The organism is Labrys sp. 22185 (assembly GCF_052045555.1).
GTDB lineage: Bacteria > Pseudomonadota > Alphaproteobacteria > Rhizobiales > Labraceae > Labrys > Labrys neptuniae.
Window position 1 is genome coordinate 44,397 of sequence record NZ_JBQEPH010000003.1, and the last position, 23,121, is coordinate 67,517.

Below are 23,121 nucleotides of genomic sequence, written 5' to 3' on the forward strand. Positions count from 1 at the left end.
TGCGAGAGATTTGTCATGTCCAGACTGCAGGAAAACCTAACCAAAGCCGAGGGTTATCTCGACCGCTTCAAGCGTGGCGTGGTTGCCAACCGCATTGGCGGCGAGGACGTCGCAGCCGCTGATGGCGCGACCTTCGAGACGCTCTCGCCGATCGATCTCAAGCCGCTCGCTCGTATCGCACGCGGCACGGCCGCCGATGTCGACCGTGCCGCCAAGGCGGCGAAATCGGCCTTCGCCGAATGGGCGGCCATGCCGGGCGCGACGCGCAAGAAACTCCTGCACAAGATCGCCGATGCCATCGTGGCGCGCGCCGAAGAGATCGCCTTCGTCGAATGCATGGATACCGGCCAGGCCCTGAAGTTCATGGCCAAGGCAGCGCTACGCGGCGCCGAGAATTTCCGCTTCTTCGCCGACCGGGCCCCCGAGGCGCGTGACGGCAAGTCGCTGCGCGCCGAGGGCCAGTTCAACGTCACCACGCGCGTGCCGATCGGGCCGGTGGGGATCATCACCCCCTGGAACACGCCCTTCATGCTGTCGACCTGGAAGATCGCCCCGGCCCTCGCCGCCGGCTGCACCGTCGTGCACAAGCCGGCCGAGTTCTCGCCGCTGACGGCAAGGCTGCTGGTCGAGATCGCCGAGGAAGCCGGCCTGCCCAAGGGCGTGTGGAACCTCGTCAACGGCTTTGGCGAGGATGCCGGCCGCGCCCTCACCGAGCACCCCCTGATCAAGGCGATCGGTTTCGTGGGCGAAAGCCGCACCGGCGCGATGATCATGCGGCAGGGTGCCGAGACCCTGAAGCGCGTGCATTTCGAGCTGGGCGGCAAGAACCCCGTGATCGTCTTCGCCGATGCCGATCTCGAACGGGCGGCCGACGCCGCCGTCTTCATGATCTATTCTCTGAACGGCGAGCGCTGCACCTCCTCCTCGCGCCTGCTCGTCGAGGCAAGCATCTACGAAAAGTTCACCGCGCTGATCGCCGAGAAGGCCAGCCGGATCAAGGTCGGCCATCCGCTCGATCCGGAAACCGTGGTCGGTCCGCTGATCCATCCCGAGCATGAGAAGAAGGTGCTCGACTATATCGCCATCGGTCAGGCCGAGGGCGCCAAGGTTGCCGCGGGGGGCACCAAGGTCGAGGGGCCGGGTGGCGGCTGCTATGTCGCGCCAACCTTGTTTACGGCTGCCAACAACCGTATGCGCATCGCCCAGGAAGAGATCTTCGGACCGGTGCTGACGGCGATCCCCTTCGCCGACGAGGACGAGGCCCTGTCGCTGGCCAACGACGTCCAATATGGCCTGGCGGGCTATCTGTGGACCTCTGACCTCGGCCGGGCCCTGCGTTTCACCGATGCGCTGGAGGCCGGGATGATCTGGGTCAATTCGGAGAATGTGCGCCACCTGCCGACGCCCTTCGGCGGGGTCAAGAATTCCGGCATCGGCCGTGACGGCGGCGACTGGTCCTTCGACTTCTACATGGAGACCAAGAACATCGCCTTCGCCACCACGCCCCACGCCATCACGAAGCTGGGCGGCTGATTGACCGCTCGAAGGAATAAGCCCCAGGCCTGGCCGCCATAGAAGACAGCCCGCCCCTCAAGGGAGCGGGCGGGAGGAAGATCCGATGCCCATACCCCAACCCGTTCTGCATCCACCCTTCAACATCGTCAGGCTCAGCCATGTCGAGCTGGCGGTGACCGACCTTGCCAAGTCGCGTGCCTTCTATGTCGACATTCTCGGCCTGCAGGTGACCGACGAGACCTCGGACACCATCTATCTGAGAGCCATGGAGGAACGCGGCCATCACTGCATCATCCTCAAAAAGGCCGATGCCGCCGAAGCGCGCGACCTCGGCTTCAAGGTCTTTTCGGAGGACGACCTCGACAAGGCCGCGCATTTCTTCAGGGGCAAGGACCTGCCTGTGGAATGGATCGAGCGGCCCTACCAGAACAGGACCTTCCGCACCCGCGATCCGCAGGGCATTCCGCTGGAATTCTATTCGAAGATGGACCGCCTGCCGCCGATCCATCAGAAATATGCGCTCTATCGCGGCGTGAAACCGCTGCGCATCGACCACTTCAACTGCTTTTCGCCCAATGTCGACGCATCCGTGGCCTTCTACAACGAGATCGGCTTTCGCGTCACCGAATATACCGAGGACGAGGAGACCGGCCGGCTCTGGGCAGCCTGGACCCATCGCAAGGGCGGCGTGCACGACATCGCCTTCACCAATGGCCGCGGGCCGCGCCTGCATCACACCGCCTTCTGGGTGCCGACGCCCCTCAACATCATCGACCTGCTCGATTTGATGGCGACCTCGGGCTGGGTTGCCAATATCGAGCGCGGCCCCGGGCGCCACGGCATCTCCAACGCCTTCTTCCTTTATATCCTCGACCCGGACGGCCATCGCATCGAGATCTACTGCTCGGACTACCAGACGGTCGATCCCGACCTCGAGCCGATCAAATGGGACCTCAAGGACCCGCAACGCCAGACGCTGTGGGGCGCTCCCGCCCCCAAATCCTGGTTCGAGCATGGCAGCCAGTTCGCCGGCACGCCCGTCATCGACTCCATCCTCAAGGCCCAGCCGATCATCGCTCCCTGATCGCCAGCCTGGATATCGCTGCCCCCGGAAACACCGAAACGGCGCGTGTTCGGTCCTGAATGCGCCCCGCCCAGATCTTCAAGGAGACGATCGTGACCGACAGGCCCCGTTTTGCCGCCTTCTCCCATCAGGGAACCCTGAAATACGGCCTTGCGGAGGGCGAGAGCATCATCGACCTGTCGAAGCGCCATGGCGAACGCTGGCCAAGCCTGCGCGAGGTGATCACAGCCGGCGCCCTGGCACGACTCGCCGAGGAAGCGTCATCGCTGCCCCCCGACTATGCCCTGTCGGACATCACCTTCGAAATTCCGATCCCCGCGCCGGAGAAGCTGATCTGCGTGGGCGTGAACTTTCCCGACCGCAATGAGGAATACAAGGACGGCCAGGCCGCGCCGGCCAATCCGTCGCTCTTCATCCGCTTCCCGCGCTCCTTCACCGGCCACGGCCAGCCATTGATCCGGCCGCCCGAAAGCCCGCAGCTCGACTATGAGGGCGAGATCGTCATCGTCATCGGCAAGGGCGGCCGGCGCATCGCCGAGGCTGAGGCGCTCAGTCACATCGCCGCGCTGTCTCTGTGCAACGAGGGCACCATCCGAGACTGGGTGCGCCATGCCAAGTTCAACGTCACCCAAGGCAAGAACTTCGACCGCACCGGCTCGATCGGCCCCTGGCTCGTTCCCTATACGGACAGCGCCCAGCTCGCCGACATCGAGCTCACCACCCGCGTCAACGGCGAGCTTCGCCAGCAGGACCGGACCAGCCGGATGATCTTCCCCTTCACCAGGATCATCGCCTATATCTCGACCTTCACCACGCTGGTGCCCGGCGACGTCATCGTCACGGGCACGCCGACCGGCGCCGGCGCGCGCTTCGATCCGCCGATCTGGCTCAAGCCCGGCGACGTCGTCGAAGTCAGCGCTCAGGGTATCGGCACGCTCACCAATACCATCGCCGACGAGGCCTGAGATGCTGACGCCAGACGAAATCGCCGCCGCCGCCGCAAGCCTGGACGAGGCCGAACGCACCCGCAGCCAGACCGGCCTCCTCTCCCTCAGACATCCCGGCATGGACATGGCCGATGCCTATGCGATCCAGGGCGCCTGGGTGAGGAAGAAGATCGATCGCGGTGCCAGGGTGATCGGCTGGAAGATCGGCCTCACCTCCAAGGCGATGCAGTCGGCGCTGAACATCGACATCCCCGATTCCGGCGTGCTGTTCGACGACATGGTGTTCGAGGACGGCGCGACCGTGCCTGCGGATCGCTTCATCCAGCCGCGCATCGAGGCCGAACTCGCCTTCGTGATGAAGGCGCCGCTCCGGGGACCACGCGTCAGCGTCTTCGACGTCCTGAATGCCACCGACTATGTGACGCCCGCCCTCGAAATCCTCGATACGCGCATTCTTCGCGTCGACCCCGAGACGAAGAAGACCCGAACCATCTTCGATACCATCTCGGACAACGCCGCCAATGCCGGCATCGTCACGGGCGGGCGGGCGATGCGGCCTGATAGTGTCGATCTCCGCTGGATCGGCGCCATCGTCTCGCGCAATGCCGAGGTCGAGGAAACCGGACTCGGCGCCGGCGTGCTCAACCAGCCGGCACGCGGCATCGCCTGGCTCGCCAACCGGCTGGCCGAGTATGGCCAGGGCATCGAGGCCGGGCAGATCGTGTTCGCCGGCTCCTTCATCCGCCCCATCGAGGCGCGGCACGGCGATACCATCGTGGCGGATTTTGGTCCCTACGGCACTGTGAGCACTTATTTCGCCTGAGGATGGGAAGGGCGAGGGTCGGAGGGCGAGTCCCCGCAGCTTGACTCAGAGACCGAGGCTGGGCCGAGAAATGCTCCATTTTGTCATGCCCGGGTTTCGTCCCGGGCATCCATTCACCGCAGTTCTATGAGTTCGTGGCTTTTGGATCACCGGGACGAAGCCCGGTGATGACAAAGGTCGAGGTTCAGCTCCCAATCAATTCCAGCAGGCTCGACACCTCGATATCGGGGGTGACGTCCGGCCTGGCGACCGGGGCCACGCCGGTCGTCACCAGCACGGAACGCAGGCCCGCCCGCTGGCCGGCCAGTATGTCGGTAGCGATCTGATCGCCGATCATGATCGTCCCCTCACGCGGCGTGCCGAGAAAGCCGAGCGCCTCCTCGATCATCAGCGGCTCGGGCTTGCCCACCACGATCGGCTGGCAGGACGGCACCGCCGCCTGCACCGCCGCCGCCAGCACGCCGACACAGGGCTCATAGCCGTTCTCGACGGGCACCAGCAGGTCGGGATTGGTCACTACCACCGCCGCACCACCCAGCGCCGCGCGCACCGCCGTGCTCAATTTCGCGTAGTTCAGCTGATAGTCGAAGCCGAGCACCACGACCTCGGCATCGTCCCCCGCCAGGGTGAAGCCCGCTGCCTCCAGGGCCTCGAACAGGGGCCGCTCGCCGATGGCGAAGACCTGCGCTCCCGCGGGCCAGCGCCGGCGCATCAGGCTGGCCGTGGCCGAGACCGCGCAGAAGACCTGCTCCGGTTCGGCGACAATCCCCATCTGCGTGAGCTTGGCCGCGAAATCCGCAGCCGATTTCGTGGCATTGTTGGTGACGAACGCATAGGGAATGCCGTCCGCACGCCAGCGCCGGAAGGCCTCGACGGCATCGGCAATCGGGCTGTCGCCGCGATAGGCCACTCCGTCGAGATCCGAAACGATCCCCTTCAGATTCATGGATTGGAATGACGGCATCGGCGAGGTTCCCTGACACGATTCGGCTGGGATCATAGGCCGGCCGGGCACGCAGCGCCTATTGCCTGAACTCCTGCATTCCTGTGCCGGCAGCCGCCCGATGCATGGCCCTGTTTCCATGCCTCTTGATTGGGCATGGCGCGAGAAGGGTCAGCAATGGAATCGTGGAGCTGCAGGCATCAGGCTCCGGCGCCATCTGGTCTAGAGTTTCATCACCCGCCAACCACAAGACGGGACGGCTCGGCACTGCGTCGGATCGGAAGGCGAGCCCGAAAAACTTCTGCGCCCCCATTCAGAGGAACGAGAGATGATCAACCGCAGAGACCTTATGCTGGGCGCGCTGGCCGGAGCCGGCGCCTTCGGCTTCGGCCGCGTCAACCCCGACTTCCTGGTCAACTCGGCCTTCGCCGCCGAAGGCCGGCCCCTGCGCTTCCTCGGTGCCGAGGCGCTGACCGGCAATTGGGATCCGACCACCCATACCAATCTCGGCCAGCTCATCGTCGAGGGTTTCGTGTTCGGTTATCTGACCCGGGCACCGATGAAGCCCGACAATCCGGAAGAGCTGGTGTTCGAGCTGGCGGAGTCCCTCAAGCCGATCGACACCTACACGCTCGAGGTGAAGCTGCGCAAAGGCGTGAAGTTCCATGACGGCACGCCCTTCACCTCGGCCGACGTCAAGGCCACCTATGAATATGGCTCCCAAGCCGACAGGCCGGCGCAATGGTATCCGGGCCAGGTCAAGGTCGACATCGTCGACGACCACACCTGCCATATCAACACCAAGGACTATGGCTATCCGGCCGCGCTCTATTATTACCTTTCGTCCTTCCTGCCGATCATGGCGGCCAAGGACGTCGCCAACAAGGCGCAGCTCTCGGCCCGCATGAACGGCACCGGCCCGTTCAAATATGTCGACCAGAAGGGCGACACCACCATCCTCGCCGCCAATACCGATTTCATATTCGGCGCGCCCAAGATCCCCGGCGTCGAGTATCATTTCGTCGGCGACACCACCACGCGCACGCTGTCCCTGCTCAACGGCCAGGCCGACATCATCGAGCGGCTGGAGCAGGAGCAGGTCGATACGATCGCCAAGGACGACCGCTTCGCCATCCACAAGGCGGTGTCGGTGGAGAACAAATATCTCTTCTTCCGCTGCTCCAAGAAGCCCTTCGACGATCCGCGCATCCGCCTTGCCGCCTGTCACTCGATCGACCGCAAGCAGGTGCTGGAAGTCCTCGGCGTCTCCGGCACCTTCTCCAAGGCCCATATCTCGCCGGTGAAGTTCGGCTACACCGAAGTTGCGGACTACCCCGAATATGATCCGGACAAGGCCCAGGCGTTGCTCGCCGAGGCGGGCTTCCCCAAGGGCGAGGGCTTGCCGGAGCTGACCTATTATTCCTCGGTCGGCTTCTATCCCAAGACCAAGGAATATGCCGAGCTGATCACCGGCATGCTGGAGGAGCAGGGCTTCAAGGTGAACCTGCAGACCCTGGAAGTCGCGGCCTGGGGCAATCTGCTCTACGACAAGCCGGGCGGCGGCGAAGGCAACATGATCGATTGCGGCTGGTGCACGGGCTCGCCCGAGCCGGACCTGGTGATCCGCACCCACTTCCATTCCTCCTCCAAGCGCATCACCGGCATCGTCGACAAGGAGATCGACGCGGTGCTGGACAAGGAGCGCAATGCCTCGTCGATCGAGGAGCGCAAGAAGATCCTGCAGACGGAAACCCTGCCGACCATCGCGCGCAAGGCGCCGGCGCTGGCCCTGTTCACCTCGGTGTTCATCCACGCCTACTCCAAGAAGCTCGACGGTCTCTACATCTATCCCAACGGCATGCAGGACATGAGCAAGGCAAACCTGGCCTGAGCCGCGAGGGACTGGAGCCGGTCCCCCCGGCCGGCTCCACTTTTTTCCAGCGGTTGTTTGGACGCGAGACCGTTTGCCGATGCTGATTGTCGAATTCCTGATCAAGCGGATCGCCCAGGGCCTGCTCATCGTGGCCCTGACGTCGCTGATCATCTTCACCCTGCTGCGCGTGGTCCCCGGCGACCCCGTCCGCCTGATCGTGGGCGGCATGGCGCCGGACAATGTCGTCGAGGAAGTCGCCACCAAGATGGGGCTGCGCGATCCGATCATCGTGCAATATGGCCGCTACATGATGGGCCTGGCCAAGGGCGATCTCGGTCAATCCTATATCAGGCCGCGCAGCGGCGGCGTCGCGGCGGGCGGGCAATATGTCGATCCGACCAAGGCCGAGATGGCGCCGGTGGCAGACCTCATCCTCGAGCGCCTGCCGCTGACCCTGCAGCTGGCCGGCGTCGCCCTGGTCTTCGCCTTGCTGATCTCCTTTCCGATCGGGCTCGCGGGCGGGCTCAACCAGCATGGCTGGCCCAATGCCCTGGCCTTCGGCGTGCAGTCGCTCTTCGTCTCCATCCCGAATTTCTGGCTCGCCATCGTGCTGATCCTGTTCCTGTCGGTGAAGCTCGATTGGTTGCCGGCACTCGGCTACAAGGGCTTCAGCTACGTGCTGCTGCCGGCCTTCGTGCTGGCGGTCGAGATCTCGCCCTTCATCATCCGCACCCTGACCACCTCCCTGGGCGAGGTGATGCAGGCGCCCTTCATCGACGAAGCCCGCGTGCGCGGCCTGTCGCGCCGGCGCATCGTCTATTCCCACGCTTTGCGCAACGCCTCGGTGCCCCTGGTCAACCTGCTCGGCATCCAGCTCTCCACCCTGATCGGCGGCGTCCTGGTGATCGAATACATCTTCGACTATCCGGGCCTGGGCAATCTCACCGTGGTCTCCGTGCTCGGCCGCGACTTTCCGGTGATCCAGGGCATTGCCATCACCACCAGCGCCGTCTTCGTCTTCATCAACATCCTGGTCGATCTCGTGGCCTATCTCATCGACCCCCGCGTGGAGATCTGAGCATGAGCACCGTGATCAGCGACGCCGCGCCCACCTATGAACGGGCCCAGTCGATCAGCCGCCGCATCCTGGCCAGCGCCTGGGCCATGCCGAGCTTTCGCGTCGGCCTGTTCGTCTTCCTGGCACTGCTCCTCACCTCGGCGATATATCCGGAGCTCTCCTCGATCTCCGCCACCAAGATGGTGGTGAAGGACAAGTTCCTTCCACCGCTGTTCCTGGGCGAGAAATGGACCTGGCTGCATCCACTCGGCACCGACCAGCTCGGCCGCGACATGCTGCTGCGTTGCCTGATCGGCCTGCGCTATTCGCTGCTGATCGGCGTGGTCACCGTGGCGCTTGTCTTCCTGATCGGCTGCGGACTCGGCCTGCTCGCCGGCTTCAAGGGCGGCTGGTGGGACACCATCATCATGCGCATCACCGACGCGCAGCTCTCGATCCCGATGATCATCCTGGCCATCACCATCCTGGGCGTGACCAAGCCTGAGGTGCACACCATCATCATCGTGCTGGCCCTGTCCGGCTGGCCGCTCTATGCCCGCGTCGCCCGCAGCGCCGCCGTTACCGAGCGCGGCAAGGAATATGTGCGCGGCCTGCGCGTGCTGGGCGCCGGCGACTGGCGCATCCTGCTGCTCTATGCGGCGCCGAACATCCTGCCCCCGATCGCCTTCGTCGCCGTGCTGGACGTCGCCCGCATGATGATCTTCGAGGCGATCCTCGGCTTCCTCGGCCTCGGCATCCAGCCGCCGACGCCGAGCTTCGGCTCGATCATTTCCGACAGCCGCAAATATCTCATCAATGCCTGGTGGATCGCCACCAGCCCCGGCGTGTTCCTGGCCCTGGCGCTGACATCGATCAACCTGATGGGATCCGCCCTCGAAAAGGCGCGCAACAAGATCTATGGAGGCGCCTGAGATGGACAATTCCCCGATCCTGGAAACCCGTCATCTCACCGTCGGCTCGCCGCGCGACGAGGCGCCGGTGCTCGACGACATCGCCCTCACCCTCCATACCGGCGAAATCCTCGGCATCTACGGCGAGAGCGGCGCCGGCAAGACGGTGCTGAGCCGTGCCCTCGCCAACTGGCTGCCCGAGAGCCTCACCTATCGCCGGGGCTCCGTGCTGTTCGCCGGCAAGGACATCACCGGAGACGCCGCCGGCGATAATTTCATCGTCGGCCGCGACATCGCCTATATCGGTTCCAAGCCCCAGAGCTCGCTCGACCCGACCCAGCCGGTCGGCGTGCAGATCTGCGAGAAGCTGCGCAGCGTACGCCCGGCCTGGAGCCGGAAGGAATGCGAGGAGCGCGTCATCCAGCTGCTCGGCGAGGTGCGCATTCCCTCCCCCAAGGAGCGCTATTTCGAATATCCGGCCAAATTCTCCGGCGGCATGATGCAGCGCGCCATGATCGTCGACGCCATCTGCGCGGAACCCGCCGTGCTGATCGCCGACAACATCACCCAGCCCCTCGACGTCACCATCGCCGCCCAGATCGTGGCGCTGCTGCATGACCTCTGCCAACGCCACAACACGGCGACGATTTACCTGTCGTCCTCGCTGGCGACGCTCGGCCAGTTCGGCGGCCGCACCGCCGTGCTGCATCAGGGCCGTCTGGTGGAGGAACAGCCCTTTGCTGCGCTGATGCAGGCCCCCGGTGACGACTATACCCGCCGCGCCATCGCCAGCGTGCCCCGCATCTGGTCGACGCGCGAACGACCACTCTCGCGCCGCAACGACGCCGATGCGCCACTGATGCGGGTGGCCGAGGCCCATCGCACCTATCTTGCCCGCAAGCGCGGCACCTTCAACACCTACCGCCATATCCAGGCGGTGCGCGGCGTCAGCTTCGACATCCTGCCGCGCGAGAATTTCGGCATTGTCGGCGAATCCGGCTGCGGCAAGTCGACCCTGACCCGCCTGCTCGCCTGGTTGGAGGCGCCGGACAAGGGCGACATCATCCTCGGCGGGGTCTCGCTGCGCACGCTCTCCGCCCAGCAATTGCTGGCCAAGCGCGGCGAGTTCCAGCTGCTGCTGCAGGATCCCTACAATGCCCTGCCGCCACGCACCACGGTGGGCCGCATGATCGAGGAAAGCCTGCTGATCCGCGGCAGCCATTCCGGCAAGGCCCTGCGCGAGCGCGTGATCGCGGCCATGCAGGAGGTCGGCCTGTCGCCCCGGCTCTACGATGAATTGCCGAACGCCCTGTCCACCGGCGAGCGCCAGCGCATCTCGATCGCCCGCGCCCTTGTGCTCTCGCCCAAGCTCCTGATCCTCGACGAGACCCTGTCCGCCCTCGACCAGCGCGAACAGGCCAAGCTCATCGAGCTGTTCTCCAGCCTGCAGGAGAAGAACGATCTTACCTATGTCTTCATCTCCCACGACCTCGCCATGGTCCGGAAAGTGTGTACCCGCATCGCGGTGATGTATCTGGGCGAAATGGTCGAGATCGCCGATAATCACGATCTCTTCTTCGAGCCGCAGCATCCCTATACCAAGGCCCTGCTCTCGGCGGCCCCGACGCTGGAAGAAAAGCCCTTCGATCCCAAGGACTACCTGCTCGAAGGCGAGCCGCCGAGCCCGATCGACATCCCGCCCGGCTGCAGCTTCGCCTCCCGCTGCCCCAAGGCTTTCGCGCGCTGCCGCACCGAGACGCCCGCCTTAAGGGAACACCGCCCGGGCAGCTTCGCCGCTTGCCATTTGCTCGATGCCGAAGCGGGGGAGAAATCGGCAGCGGCTTGAATGGACTAAGCGGTCCAAAATAAAGCACGAATAACCTTCTCCCCTTGCGGGAGAAGGTGCCCCAACGGGGCGGATGAGGGGTGGCAGCGAATAGCCTGCAAGGCTGCGTTTCACCCCTCATCCGACCTCGCACGCTCGGCCACCTTCTCCCACAAGGGGAGAAGGCTGATTGCACCTCTCCCGGTCGGGTTTCAAGCACCCCGAACCCTACTCCTCCGTCACCAGCTGCCAGAGCACTTCCGTCAGCACTGCCAGCCCCTTGTCGAGCGCGGCTTCGTCGGTGAATTCGGCGGGGTTGTGGCTGAGGCCGCCTTGGCTCGGCACGAAGATCAGCGACGCCGGCATGCGCTTGTTGAGGGCGAGCGCATCATGGCCTGCGATCGTCTTCATTTCCATAGAAGACAGATCCAGTTCCCGGGCGACCGCAGTGGTCAATGCCGCACCGTGCGGATCGAGGCTCGCCGTGCCGCGCTGCTCATCGACCGCGATCTCGATGTCGACACCCAGAGGCGCCACCGCAGGCCGCGCCTCAGCCAGAAAAGCATCGCCCAGCGCAACGGCCACAGCCGCCTTCTCATGGCGGAACTCGAACCAGACCTGGACCCGGCTCGGCGTCACATTGGGCGAATTGGGATCGACGGTGATGCGGGCCGCCGAAGCATGGGCACCGCTGCCGCTCGCCTCGATCAGCTGATGATGCAGTTCGATCGCCCTGGCGGCGGCTCGCAGCGCATCGCGGCGACGCGCCATACGCGTCGGGCCGGTATGCGAGGGCTCGCCGTGAAAGACCAGAGACAGCTTGCGCGCAGCCCAGCAGCCGGTGACGACGCCGATCTCGATACCTTCCACTTCCAGCAGAGGGCCCTGTTCGACATGAAGCTCGACATAGCGCCGGGGCTGCAGGGGCAAGTCTGCCGTACCGCGATAGCCGATGGCGGCCAGCGCCTCGCCCAGGGCAACGCCAGCCCCGTCGATAAGGCCGAGCGCAGCGTCGAGCGCCAGCGTCCCGGCAAAGACCGAGCTGCCGGTCAGGCTCGGCTGGAAGCGGGCGCCTTCCTCGTTGGTCCAGTTGGCCAGGACGAGATTGCGCCTGGCCTTGCCCGGCTCCGCCGCCGCGCGTGCGACGACGGCTTCGACGGCCAGCAGGCCCGCCAGCACGCCATAGACGCCGTCGTAGCGCCCGCCGGTCGGCTGGCTGTCGAGATGGGAACCGACGAGCACCGCCTCCTGCGACGATGGGGCAAGGGTGGCGATGCCGAACATGTTGCCGATGGGGTCGACATGCAGGCCGAATTGACGGCTGAGGATCTCGGCGGCGAGCCGCACCCGCGCCCCACCATCCTCAGGCGTTCCGGTCAGCCGACAGACCCCGCCATCCGGTGTGGCGCCAATCCTTGCAAAGGTCTCCAGGAGGCGGTTCAGTATCGAAGCCATGCGCGCCTCATGCCCTCGGCTGGAGCGGCCAGTCCATGGTAACAGGCCTGAGGTCCTCCAGTGCCTTGGTCACCTGCAGGACGCCGAGATCGTCACAGCGATGGCCGATGATTTGGATGCCGATCGGCAGATGCCGGTCATCGAAGGCGGTGCAGATGGTGGACGCGGGCTGGCCGGTCTGGTTGAACAGGGCGGTGAACACGGTATGGGCCAGCGGCACCTCCCGCGAGACGCCTGGCTCCTCGGCCGGAAAGTTCACCACCGGCAGGGTCGGGGCGATCACATAGTCCCAGCCTTCGAAGGCAGCGAGCAGGGCCGCCTTCATCCTGGTGATGGCGCCGAGGCTGCGGAAGAGATCCTCGCCCGAATGCGAAGCCCCCTGCAGGGCCCAGTCCCGCACATAGTGGTTGATGCCGTTGCTGTCATGCGGCGGCAAATCGCTGTATTCGACGAAGCCGCGGACCTGCAGATAGAGGTCGATGGGCGCATAGGCGTCGTGATCGAGTGGCGAGACGAAGGGCTCGACGATGGCGCCTGCGCTTTCCAGCAGCCGGCCCGCTGCTTCCACCGCCGCGCGCACGGCAGGTTCCGGCTTCGGCCCGAACCCCATATCGGTAAGGACGCCGATGCGCAGTCCCTTGAGGTCGCGTTCGAGATGGCGGTGATACTGCATGCCGTCGCCCGGGAAGCTCCAGGTGTCGCGCTCGTCGGGGCGCGTCAGCACGGTCAGCATGCGAGCGATATCCTCGACCCTCCGTCCCATCGGGCCGGCCATGCGCATGGTGTCGGGCGGCAGATGCGGCACCCGGCCATGGCTCGGCTTGAGCGAGGCAAGGCCGCAATGGGCCGCCGGCAGGCGCACCGAACCGGCAATGTCGGTGCCGACGGAGAGGAAGCCCATGCCGGCTGCGACCGAAGCGCCGGCGCCGGCCGAGGAGCCTCCGGTGTTCCAGGACAGGCCCCAGGGATTGCGGGTGACGCCATGCAGCGAACTGATGCCGGAGGCCATCAGCCCGCAATCGGGCATGGTCGTCTTGGCGAAGATGGGGGCCCCGGTCTCCATGAGAGCGAGGGCCGGCGGCGAATTGTAGGTAGAGGCCGGCTGGTCGCGATTGGCGGCGATGCCGTGGGTATAGGGCCAGCCCACCATGGCGACGCTGTCCTTGACGGTGACCGGGATGCCGTCGAGCACCCCGGCCGGCGTGCCGGCTCGATAGCGGGCTTCGGAGGCCTGGGCCGTGGCGAGCGCCTCCTCCGGCCGCAGGCTGAACAATGCGTTCACCGCGACATTGGTCGCCTCGGAATGCTCGATCACCGTCTGCGTGACCTCGACCGGGGATAGCTCCCCTGCCGCATAGGCGTCGACGATCTCACCGACACTCATGGCGACAAGGCTAGTGATGGACATGGAAGGCTCCCTGTTCCGGCGCGGATTCGAGCGCCGGTGATATCGCCGACCTAACGGGTTTTGCCGAAGGTCGGGTAGGGGCGCGGTCTGCCGGACAAGAAATCATGGAGCATCAGGCATCCTCACCGCAGCCTTTCGCGGCGAAGATAGGATCGGGGCAATGGCCTGCGCCATCGCCTCCAAAATCACCATCGCTAGGGCAAAATGCGTCAAACGAAACGCTCCGTGCTCTAGCTCCTTGTTTCGACATGCCTTTGCGATTCCGAGCGATTTCGCAAAGGACTTGGCGATATCGCAGAGGCTCCGGGGGACCGACGACGGAATGAGCATGTTCGAGGAGGAGCGGGCACGGGTCGAGGCCCATGTCCGACAGCTGCCCGGCTGGGCGGCGCGCACGATCACCACGGAACCCGCCATACCGGTGCTTGCCTCACCGAGCTGGCGGGGTGTCGACGGTTCACCCTGGCGGGTGCGCGACAAGGCGAGTGGCGAAAGCCTGTTCGTCAAGCTCATGCATCCCGACGCTGCCTTCTATATCGACGTCGCCTGCGCCTTCCACGCGGCGCGGCGGGCCTCGGAACTCGGCATCGGGCCCCATGTCCATGTGGCGGATGAGAATGCCGGAGCCCTGGTCATGGAGGATCTCGACGCCGGCTGGCGTACCGCCACCCTGGAGCGCCTGCTCGATCAGGACGTCGTCGATCGCGTTCTAGCCGCACGCCGACGTTTCCAGGAAGGTCCGGCGCTTTCCCGAACCAGCAGCGTATTCGACGAGATCGAACGCTTCCATCGCGATACCCGCGCGGCCAAAGGCCAATTGCCTGCCGATGCGGACTGGCTGCTGGCGGAACTGCGCTATGCCGGGGCAGCGCTGGCGCCAGGCCGAAAGGCGGCGGTGCCCAGCCATGGCGACGGCAATGTCTCGAATATCATGATCAGCGAGGCCGGCGAGATCCGTCTGGTCGATTGGGATCGCGCTGGGAACGCCGATCCGCTCGAAGATATGGGCAGCTTCCTCGCCGAGGCCTTCGACCAGGAGCCGGAGGCACGCGACGCCTTCGCCCGCACACAGGGAGGCTTCGACGAGGCCGCCTACAACCGCGCTTGGCTCTATGGCGTGGCGGACGACCTGCGCTGGGGCCTGATCGGTACGTTGGTGGCTGCCCGCTCGCCGCGAAACACCCTGGAATTTCATAAATTCGCCAGCTGGCGCCTGGTGCGCTGCCGCATGGCCGTGCACTCGCCGCGTTTCGGCGAAGCGCTGCGGAGGATCTGATGTCCGTCAAGAAACGCCTCGGCGAGGCCGCAAGCGAAGCCGAACACCGTCTGGAACAGGCCGTCGCCAGGGTACCGTCCTGGCAGGGCCGCGGCGTGCACTACACCGCTTTGGTCGGCGGGCTGATGAACCAGAACTGGGTCGCCGAGATCGAGGGCGACACCAGGCGCTATTTCATCAAGGTGCCCGGCGCGGGATCCGAAATGTTCATCGACCGCGTCGCCGCCAACGAAGCCGCCCGCAACGCCCATGCCATCGACGTGGCGCCGGAAGTGGTGTTCTTCGATGCGGCCGACGGCCTGGAGATCAGCGAATTCCTCGACGGCTACCGGGCCTGCACCAATGCCGATTTCTCCGACCCTGCCATCCAGGCTGACGTGCTCGGCATCTATCGCCGCCTGCATGCCAGCCCGGCGCTCGGCCTGACCAAGACCATCTTCGACATGATCGAGGAGCATATTGAGCAGGGCCGCGAACTCGGCGCGCATTTCCCGCCGGCCATGCCGTGGATCGAGCATCGCTATCGCCAAGCCAAGGCTGCCTTCCTGGCCTCGGGGCTCGATCTCGTGCCCTGCTTCAACGACCCCATGCCCGGCAACTTCCTGATCAGCGCCGATGGCGCTCCCAACTCGCGGCCGATGAAGCTGATCGACTACGAGTTCGCCTCCAACAATGAACGCGCCTATGAGCTCGGTGTCTTGTTCGCCGAGATGTTCTACGACGAGCAGAAGACCCTGGAACTGATCGAGGAGTATTGCGGTTCCGTCCGGCCCGCCATGGTCGCCCGCGTCATGCTCAATCGGGCCCTGGCCGATGTGAAATGGGCAAGTTGGGCCGTGGTCAACCGCAAGCTCAACAGCTGGGATTTCGACTATCAGAAATATGGCGTGTGGAAATATATGCGCGCCCGCCAGGTAATGTACGATCCGCGCTGGGAAAGCTGGCTGCGGCTGATCTGAAGCTGCCCGCCAGTCGCAGCAACCTCGACATTTTGTCATCACCGGGCTCGTCCCCCGCCGGACGAGGTGTCCGGTGTAGATCCGAGTGCGCGATCTCGACGAGAAGCGCGATCGGGATGCCCGGATCAAGCCTACGGCTGCCCGCTTGTACCATGTCGGCGGGGTTGCGGTGCCGCGATCGACTCTGGACGATGCCAACAGGGTCCGGCCGAGTACGGTGTTCTGCGAACCAATTGCTCAGATGGTGGCCCAGACCCAGCACAGCCCATATCGGGCGACGAACGATGCCGTCGAGCAGACCGAAATCATCCAATCGCAGAGCATGCCATGCACCACCTGCCGCTTCCAGGCAGGCCTTGGAGGTTTCGACGAATGACGTCCTGCAACCGTTCGCGATCCGGCGTTGGGTCCACGGCGGTCTTCTTCAACCGCACGCGCTTATCCTCTTGCTGCTTTGGCTTCTTCATCTCCGGCGAAAGTGTGCCTGCATATTTTTACAATTAAGGTAGATCAGCGCCGGTTGTCGCTCGCTGCGCCGCAAATATCTGCGGGTGAGATACCCTCATTACCCTGCTTCAGTAGAGCCATTTTCTACGCGGCCGAGAACTTCGACGCCTTCATCGTCTTCCGCTCATTTTTCCAATCGAGAAAATTAGGTGAAAAATCCAAACAAAATCGGTCGAGTTTGAAGGATTAAGATCAACTCATCATCCATGAAAAGCTCTAAAAATATATGTGGAAATAGCACCAGTGTTGGTTTAGGTTTTTTAAAAAAATCAGGAGGTTCGCTTTAGATGGCCGAACTGGTGATGTACCTCATATAAGGGTGCTTGTTACGCCTATGAGGGAGCTAAATTGTGAGATGCTTAGGCGGATTGCTTGCCATCGTTATAGCCCCTGCTTCGTCGCATATCGCCCAAGCCATGCCGGCTGGCGGCGTCGATGGCAGTCAGGCGTTGTTGAATAACGGAACGACTCAAATCGCAGCGCGCCGGGCCATGGCACGCCATCCGCTGGGCAGACCCCATATTCGCCGAGGAGATCGGAGGATCATTCCGGGAAACAGACGGGTGGTTCGCAGGGGTACTGTGGTTGGAAGAAAAAATGTGGTTGTTCGAAACTGGCCCAGAGTGCGCCGCCCCTTTGAGTGGCTCCCATCATGAAGCTCTATTTTTACAGCGGGACACGCACTGTTGCGAAATTGGAATGAACAACTACTCCGAACACTGAAATGACAATTTGTTTCTAATATAAATCTTCAAAAATAAGCGCGCACGAAATAAACACTCGCCAAAAACCAAATTTCTTACTGAAAAGGCCCCGAAATTTATCTCTTTCACACGATTGGCATAATGTAAGCTGCAACAGAAAACGCACACTAAAGCCTATCTCATGAACTGAAACTCAAGATCTGACACCGCGTAAGAGATTTATGGAAGGAAAAGTCGATGAGCTGGTTAAACGCTATGCGGCGTGGAGGCTATGCTTCAATAATCGGTCTTTCGTTTTCTTTCTCCTTTTCGGCTTTTTCGATTGCCGCGGATGTCCCGGCGGTACCGGTCTCCACCGTCGTTGCCGAGCGTCGCCCTGTCACGCAATCGGTCGACTTCGTTGGCCGTATCGAGGCGCCGGAGCGTGTCGAGATCAGGGCCCGCGTCAAGGGCGTGCTGGATGACGTGTCGTTTCGCGAAGGCGACACCGTTGCTGTGGGAGCCCCCCTCTACAAGATCGAGAAATCGCTGTTTCAGGCCGACGTCGAACAAGCTCAAGGCGCTCTTGAGCGGGTGAAGGCCGAACTGACGCTCGCAACCATCCAGCGCCAACGCGCGGAAGACCTCGTTGCACGCAATGCGGGAACCGTCGTCGCCAGAGACCAGGCCGTTGCCCAGGAGGCCCAAACCAAAGGTGGCGTAACATCGGCGCAAGCAAGCCTTCAAACAGCGATGATCAACCTTGGCTACACCGATATTTACGCGCCGATCGCTGGCCGCATTGGTCGAACTGCCGTGACCAAGGGCAATATTGTTGGGCCAGACAGCGGTGTTCTGGCAACACTTGTCAGTCAAGACCTGATGCATGTGACCTTTCCGGTCAGCCAGCGAGATCTGAGCCAAGCGAGAAAAACCGGCGAGGGCAAAGCTGTCGAAGTCAGGGTCCGCTTCTCCGACGGGACACTCTACGACCAGGTCGGTAAGATAAATTTCGTTGATGTGACCGTCGATCGTCTCACGGACACGGTCGTTATCCGGGCCGATATACCGAATCCATCGGGCACCTTGATCGATGGGCAATTGGTCAAGGTCGAGCTTCAGACAGGTAAACCGCAAGAACGCGTGCTCGTGCCCCAGATTGCGCTGATTGCCGATCAAGCCGGCATCTACGTCTTCGTGGTGGAGGATGGCAAGGCTGTCGTCAAACGCATCAAGACAGCGGGCGAAAGTGGCGCTAGCGCAATCATTGCCGATGGACTGTCCGGTGGAGAACAGGTGGTCACGGAGGGTTTCCAAAGCCTTCGCGCGGGAACACCGGTGAGAGCCACACTTGCGACGATCATAGGCGAGGGAAAGTAAGCCATGCTCTCCTCGGTTTTCGTCGATAGGCCGCGCCTGGCAATTGTCATTGCCATCATCACGGTGATAGCCGGTCTGCTCTCCTTGTTTGTCATCCCTATCGCGCAATATCCAGACATTGTCCCGCCGCAGGTTTCGGTCACAACATCCTATCCAGGCGCTTCCGCCGACATTATCGATGCGACGATTGCACAGCCTATCGAGGCGCAAGTCGTGGGTGTCGATAAGCTGATGTATATGAAGAGCGTCAGCGGCAATGATGGCAGCTATTCGCTCATCGGCTCTTTCGAACTTGGAACCGATCCGGACATCAATACCGTCAATATGAATAATCGCGTCCAGACTGCGATTTCCAAGCTTCCCCAAGACGTCCAGAAGCAGGGCGTCACCGTCAAAAAGAAGTCCTCGGCGCTCCTTGGTGTTCTGGCCATATACTCGCCAAAGCACACTTATGATCCTCTGTTTATCTCGAACTACGCCACGATCAACCTCCTCGACGACCTGAAAAGCATACCGGGCGTTGGTGATGCCAGTCTGTGGGGACCGCAGGACTATGCCGTTAGAGCATGGGTGCGCACAGATCGCCTGACAGGACTCAATCTCGCGGTTGGCGACATAATTCGTGCAATCCAGGCGCAGAACGTCCAGGCAGCAGTGGGGCGGATCGGCGCACGCCCGATCTCGGACGATCAGCAGCTGCAGCTGAACTTGCAGACCAAGGGACGGCTCAGTTCGATCGAGGACTTCCAGAAAATCGTGTTGCGGACCAATCCCGACGGGTCGCTCCTGCATCTGGGAGATGTCGCCCGGCTGGAACTCGGCGCTGCCAATTTGGATCGTGAGACGCTCTTCAATGGCGGTCCTTCGGCGGTGCTCGCGCTCTATCAATCGCCGGGGGCCAACGCCATTACCACCCTCGACGCGGTGCGGGCGCGCATGACCGAGCTTGCCGCAAAATTTCCGGACGATCTTGATTGGAAGGTGACCTATGATCCGACCGTCTTCGTCAAGGATACGATCCATGAGGTCCAGAAGACGCTGATCGAGGCGTTCATTCTTGTCGTCTTCGTCGTTTATCTCTTCCTGGGCAGCGTCCGGGCGACGCTGATCCCGACCCTGGCTGTTCCTGTCAGCTTGATTGGCAGTTTCATCGTTCTGAATGCGATCGGCTACTCGGCCAATACCGTTTCCCTGCTCGCCATCGTGCTGTCCATCGGCATTGTCGTCGATGACGCGATCGTGGTCGTCGAGAACGTCGAACGCATCATGGAAGAGCACCCGGAACTGTCGGCTGCCGATGCCACCAAGAAAGCAATGGCGGAGATCACCGCCCCGATCGTCGCCGTTACCCTCGTCCTCCTGTCGGTGTTCGTTCCGGTTGCATTTATTCCTGGAATTTCCGGTGAATTGTTCCGGCAATTCGCGGTCACGGTCGCCGTTGGCATGCTGCTATCGGCAATCAACGCCCTGACATTGTCCCCGGCACTGTGTGGCATTCTCCTAAAACCGGGATCCCATGGCCCCAAGCGTGGCCCGATCGGCTATGTCATGCGCGCTATCGACCGGATCCGGGACGGGTACGGCGCCGTCGTAGCGCGTTTGGTACGCTTTGCCGTGATCGGCATCGTTGGCGTGGGCGCTGCGATGGGGGGCGTCTTTCTCCTGGGAAAGAAGACACCGACCGGATTCCTTCCCGAGGACGATCAGGGGGCTTTCTTCGTCGTTGTTTCCTTGCCGGGAGGAGCGTCCGTCGCACGCACCAGCGATGTGATACGACAGGCCGAGACGATCTTGAAGAAGGAGGACGCCGTAGCCGATTACACATCGATCATCGGACTGAACTTCATCGACAACTACTCTCAGCCTAACGCCGCCTTCATCGTCGTAACGCTCAAGCCATTTGAAGATCGGAAAGACCGGTCCCTCTCGGCCAGCGCGGTGATTGCCCGGCTGGGGCCAGAGCTTCGGCAAATTCGGGATGGCTCGGTCGTTCCGCTCGCCCCTCCGCCGATCGTCGGCTTGGGGACAGGCGGCGGTTTCACCTATGTGCTTCAAGACTTGCGCAGCAGCGATCCGAAGGCCTTGGCCCAAGTTGTTCGCGGGCTCACTGTGGCGGCCAATCAGGATCCGCAACTGACACGCGTATTCAGCACCTACTCGGCAAACAATCCGTCGCTGTTCCTCGATATCGATCGTGAGAAGGCCCAGATCCTGGGTCTTTCCCTCAGCGATGTTTTCCAGGCCCTTCAGGCCTCGCTCGGCGGCTACTATGTCAACGATATGAACCTGTTCGGGCGGACCTGGCAGGTCCAGGTCCAGGCCGAAGCTGCCGATCGCAAGTCTGTGGAAGACATTTATCGCATCAATGTCCGCAACGCGGACGGCAAGATGGTGCCCCTGCGTTCCTTCGTCGAAGTGCGCGTCGTTGTCGGGCCGCCTTCGCTCATTCGCTACAACAACAAGAGAGCGGTGACGATACAGGGTGCCCCCGCTCCTGACGTGTCATCGGGGCAGGCACTTGCCTCGATGGAACGCGTTGCAGCCGCTACCCTGCCCGACGGGTACAGCGGAGCGTGGACGGACACGGCATTCCAGGAAAAGCGAGCTGAAGGCAAGACCGGATTCATCCTCGCCTTCGCCGTATTGTTCGCCTTCCTCTTTCTGGTGGCCCTCTATGAGAGCTGGACCATCCCGGTTCCCGTCTTGCTATCAGTATCAGTCGGTATTCTCGGCTCTTTTGCCGCGATCACCATCGGCCACCTTACGCTCGACCTTTATGGTCAAATAGGCATGATTGTGTTGATCGGCCTTGCCGCCAAGAATGGCATTTTGATCGTTGAGTTCGCAAAGGAGCAGCGCGAGCGGGGGGTGCCTTTGCTCGAGGCCGCAACGGAGGGAGCACGGCTGCGTTTCCGTCCCGTCATGATGACGTCGCTTGCCTTCATTCTCGGACTGTATCCCTTGGTGGTCGCCACCGGCGCCTCTGAGATTGCGCGGCGGAACGTCGGTACACCCGTCTTCGGCGGTATGATACTCGCTTCCTTCATCGGCATCTTTGTGATCCCTCCGCTTTACGTCCTGTTCCAAGGGCTGAGGGAGCGGCTGCGTACCGGAGCGCGGCCGGCTATTCCCGATGTAAAGATCCCGCAGGTGCCGTCGTCAGAGTAAGACAGGATCGCACTTTGGAGCTGAACCGCGCCGGATTTTCCGGCGGCTCCAGCTTTCCGAGTGGAATTGAACCGTGACGAAGGCGCCAGGCACTGTCTCGTTGGCGAGGGTATGACGCGGTAGCGTGACGGAGCGTTGAAATCAGGCTGATGTGCCGGTACCGGGCATGACGAAAGGTGTTTTTCTCGACCTTTGCATAGTTCTTTAGTCAGGGCGTCCGAACAGACTCGGAAGCGCCGGGCTTGCCGGTGCAATTGAGCGGGTCCGAAGACCCGCCCTCAGGGCGAAGCCTGCAGGGTATGGGCCGTGAAGCCGCGGCGCGGCAGGCGCTCCTGCGTCTCCACCGCCGGCAGCGGCATCTTCAGCTCCGGCGCCTCCTGCGCGGTGCGGCGGGCATCGCGCGGCGCCATGTTGAACTGGCGGCTGAAGCTACGCGAAAAATGCGAGACGTTCTTGAAGCCGACCTGATAGGCGATCTCCGAGACCGTGAGGCGCCCCCCCGGATCGGCCACGAGCAGCTCATAGGCCCGCTGCAGGCGCCTGAGCTGCATGAACTGGCTCACCGTGGTGTCGTCGTCGTTGAACAGGCTGTAGAGATAGCTCAACGAAATCCTGCTGCTGGCAGCGATCTTGCGGGGCGTCAGTTCCTGGTCGCCGAGGTTTTTCTCGATGAACTCGAAGATACGCCGGCGCAGATGGTAGCGCGCATTGCGGACATCCACGGTCGAGCCGCGATCCTCGGCACCGATGGCAAGTGCCACGAAACTGAAGATCTCGGTGGCGAGCGCTTCCGGATTGGGCGGCGGGCAATCGACGAAGACCTCCGCAACACTGCGCAGCAGATCCACCATGAGGCGTGTCATCTGCACATTGGCCCCGAAGCGGCGGCCGATGTGATCATCGACCGATGTCAGCCGCCCCCGCAATTCCAGCACGGGAATGCGCAGGATCATGAGCGCAGTATTGGCCTGGGCAGCGAATTCGTGAAATTCCATCTGGCTGAGCAGTACATATTCCCCTGCCCCGACACTGCCCGTACGACCGGCCTGCGCATAGTGCAGCCTCCCGCTCAGGGGAACCAGGAGCATGTAGCAGGCCTCGCTGGCGCCCTTGGCCGGCTCGCAGTGACTGACCCGCTCTCCCTCGGCCTGCGTGATTTCCAACGTGAGCCGGCCGATATGGATCGGTCGTGATGCCGCGGGTCGCGTGCGGATGGCAGGATGATGCATGAGGTGGCCCCGTTCCGTCTGTCTGGATGATGTTCGGTCTTGTTATGGCTGGCCGGCAATCTGGTGATGACCGGGCCC

General features: G+C 62.9%; 17 protein-coding genes. 13 read left to right on the top strand and 4 right to left on the bottom strand.

Annotated elements, in window-relative coordinates; all coding sequences use genetic code 11:
• Window positions 1-15: 15 nt before the first annotated feature.
• The 4 genes from hpaE (at window position 16) to hpaH (ending at window position 4,369) form a co-directional block, all read left to right on the top strand.
• The gene (hpaE, locus tag ACTJKX_RS07715) at window positions 16-1,533 is read left to right on the top strand and encodes a 5-carboxymethyl-2-hydroxymuconate semialdehyde dehydrogenase (protein ID WP_394313610.1); all 1,518 of its coding nucleotides are present in this window, start codon (window positions 16-18) and stop codon (window positions 1,531-1,533) included.
• An 85-nt stretch (window positions 1,534-1,618) separates the two neighbouring features.
• Window positions 1,619-2,599, top strand: coding sequence for a 3,4-dihydroxyphenylacetate 2,3-dioxygenase (gene hpaD, locus ACTJKX_RS07720; RefSeq protein ID WP_440724898.1), 981 nt, complete (start codon window positions 1,619-1,621; stop codon window positions 2,597-2,599).
• Between the two features lie 92 nt (window positions 2,600-2,691).
• Window positions 2,692-3,564, top strand: a complete 873-nt coding sequence (locus tag ACTJKX_RS07725) for a fumarylacetoacetate hydrolase family protein (RefSeq protein WP_394313607.1) — start codon at window positions 2,692-2,694, stop codon at window positions 3,562-3,564.
• A gap of 1 nt (window position 3,565) precedes the next feature.
• A complete protein-coding gene (gene hpaH, locus ACTJKX_RS07730) occupies window positions 3,566-4,369 on the top strand; it encodes a 2-oxo-hept-4-ene-1,7-dioate hydratase (protein WP_440724899.1) in 804 nt (267 codons plus the stop codon).
• Window positions 4,370-4,553: 184 nt separating this feature from the next.
• Here the strand turns inward: hpaH and ACTJKX_RS07735 are convergent, their stop codons facing one another.
• Window positions 4,554-5,333: an HAD-IIA family hydrolase gene (locus ACTJKX_RS07735; RefSeq protein ID WP_394313605.1), complete on the bottom strand. Its 780-nt coding sequence runs from the start codon at window positions 5,331-5,333 to the stop codon at window positions 4,554-4,556.
• 307 nt (window positions 5,334-5,640) lie between these two features.
• On the opposite strand from ACTJKX_RS07735, the gene ACTJKX_RS07740 reads away from it, so the two are divergent.
• From ACTJKX_RS07740 to ACTJKX_RS07755, 4 genes are all read left to right on the top strand, one after another.
• A complete protein-coding gene (locus ACTJKX_RS07740) occupies window positions 5,641-7,203 on the top strand; it encodes an ABC transporter substrate-binding protein (RefSeq protein ID WP_440724900.1) in 1,563 nt (520 codons plus the stop codon).
• 79 nt (window positions 7,204-7,282) lie between these two features.
• Entirely contained in the window at window positions 7,283-8,263 is a 981-nt protein-coding gene (locus ACTJKX_RS07745; protein ID WP_105860342.1) for an ABC transporter permease, read from the top strand.
• A complete protein-coding gene (locus ACTJKX_RS07750) occupies window positions 8,260-9,174 on the top strand; it encodes an ABC transporter permease (protein WP_440725152.1) in 915 nt (304 codons plus the stop codon). The genes ACTJKX_RS07745 and ACTJKX_RS07750 overlap by 4 nt, the downstream gene beginning before the upstream one ends.
• A 1-nt stretch (window position 9,175) precedes the next feature.
• Window positions 9,176-10,999, top strand: coding sequence for an ABC transporter ATP-binding protein (locus tag ACTJKX_RS07755; protein WP_440724901.1), 1,824 nt, complete (start codon window positions 9,176-9,178; stop codon window positions 10,997-10,999).
• 207 nt (window positions 11,000-11,206) lie between these two features.
• Here the strand turns inward: ACTJKX_RS07755 and ACTJKX_RS07760 are convergent, their stop codons facing one another.
• On the bottom strand, window positions 11,207-12,433 hold the full coding sequence (locus tag ACTJKX_RS07760; RefSeq protein ID WP_440724902.1) for a Zn-dependent hydrolase: 1,227 nt from the start codon (window positions 12,431-12,433) through the stop codon (window positions 11,207-11,209).
• Between the two features lie 7 nt (window positions 12,434-12,440).
• On the bottom strand, window positions 12,441-13,841 hold the full coding sequence (locus tag ACTJKX_RS07765) for an amidase (RefSeq protein ID WP_440724903.1): 1,401 nt from the start codon (window positions 13,839-13,841) through the stop codon (window positions 12,441-12,443).
• 322 nt (window positions 13,842-14,163) lie between these two features.
• On the opposite strand from ACTJKX_RS07765, the gene ACTJKX_RS07770 reads away from it, so the two are divergent.
• The 5 genes from ACTJKX_RS07770 to ACTJKX_RS07790 all read left to right on the top strand — a co-directional run bounded on the left by ACTJKX_RS07770 (window position 14,164) and on the right by ACTJKX_RS07790 (window position 21,814).
• Window positions 14,164-15,117 carry a phosphotransferase gene (locus tag ACTJKX_RS07770; RefSeq protein ID WP_440724904.1) on the top strand — a complete coding sequence of 318 codons (954 nt, stop codon included), beginning with the start codon at window positions 14,164-14,166 and terminating at the stop codon, window positions 15,115-15,117.
• Window positions 15,117-16,076, top strand: coding sequence for a phosphotransferase (locus tag ACTJKX_RS07775; protein WP_440724905.1), 960 nt, complete (start codon window positions 15,117-15,119; stop codon window positions 16,074-16,076). Before ACTJKX_RS07770 ends, ACTJKX_RS07775 begins: the two co-directional genes overlap by 1 nt.
• A gap of 85 nt (window positions 16,077-16,161) precedes the next feature.
• Window positions 16,162-16,452, top strand: coding sequence for a hypothetical protein (locus ACTJKX_RS07780; protein WP_440724906.1), 291 nt, complete (start codon window positions 16,162-16,164; stop codon window positions 16,450-16,452).
• A 1,072-nt stretch (window positions 16,453-17,524) separates the two neighbouring features.
• On the top strand, window positions 17,525-18,646 hold the full coding sequence (locus tag ACTJKX_RS07785; RefSeq protein ID WP_440724907.1) for an efflux RND transporter periplasmic adaptor subunit: 1,122 nt from the start codon (window positions 17,525-17,527) through the stop codon (window positions 18,644-18,646).
• A gap of 3 nt (window positions 18,647-18,649) precedes the next feature.
• Window positions 18,650-21,814, top strand: coding sequence for an efflux RND transporter permease subunit (locus tag ACTJKX_RS07790; RefSeq protein WP_440724908.1), 3,165 nt, complete (start codon window positions 18,650-18,652; stop codon window positions 21,812-21,814).
• A gap of 278 nt (window positions 21,815-22,092) precedes the next feature.
• Here the strand turns inward: ACTJKX_RS07790 and ACTJKX_RS07795 are convergent, their stop codons facing one another.
• Window positions 22,093-23,043 carry a helix-turn-helix domain-containing protein gene (locus ACTJKX_RS07795; protein WP_440724909.1) on the bottom strand — a complete coding sequence of 317 codons (951 nt, stop codon included), beginning with the start codon at window positions 23,041-23,043 and terminating at the stop codon, window positions 22,093-22,095.
• Between the last annotated feature and the right edge of the window lie 78 nt (window positions 23,044-23,121).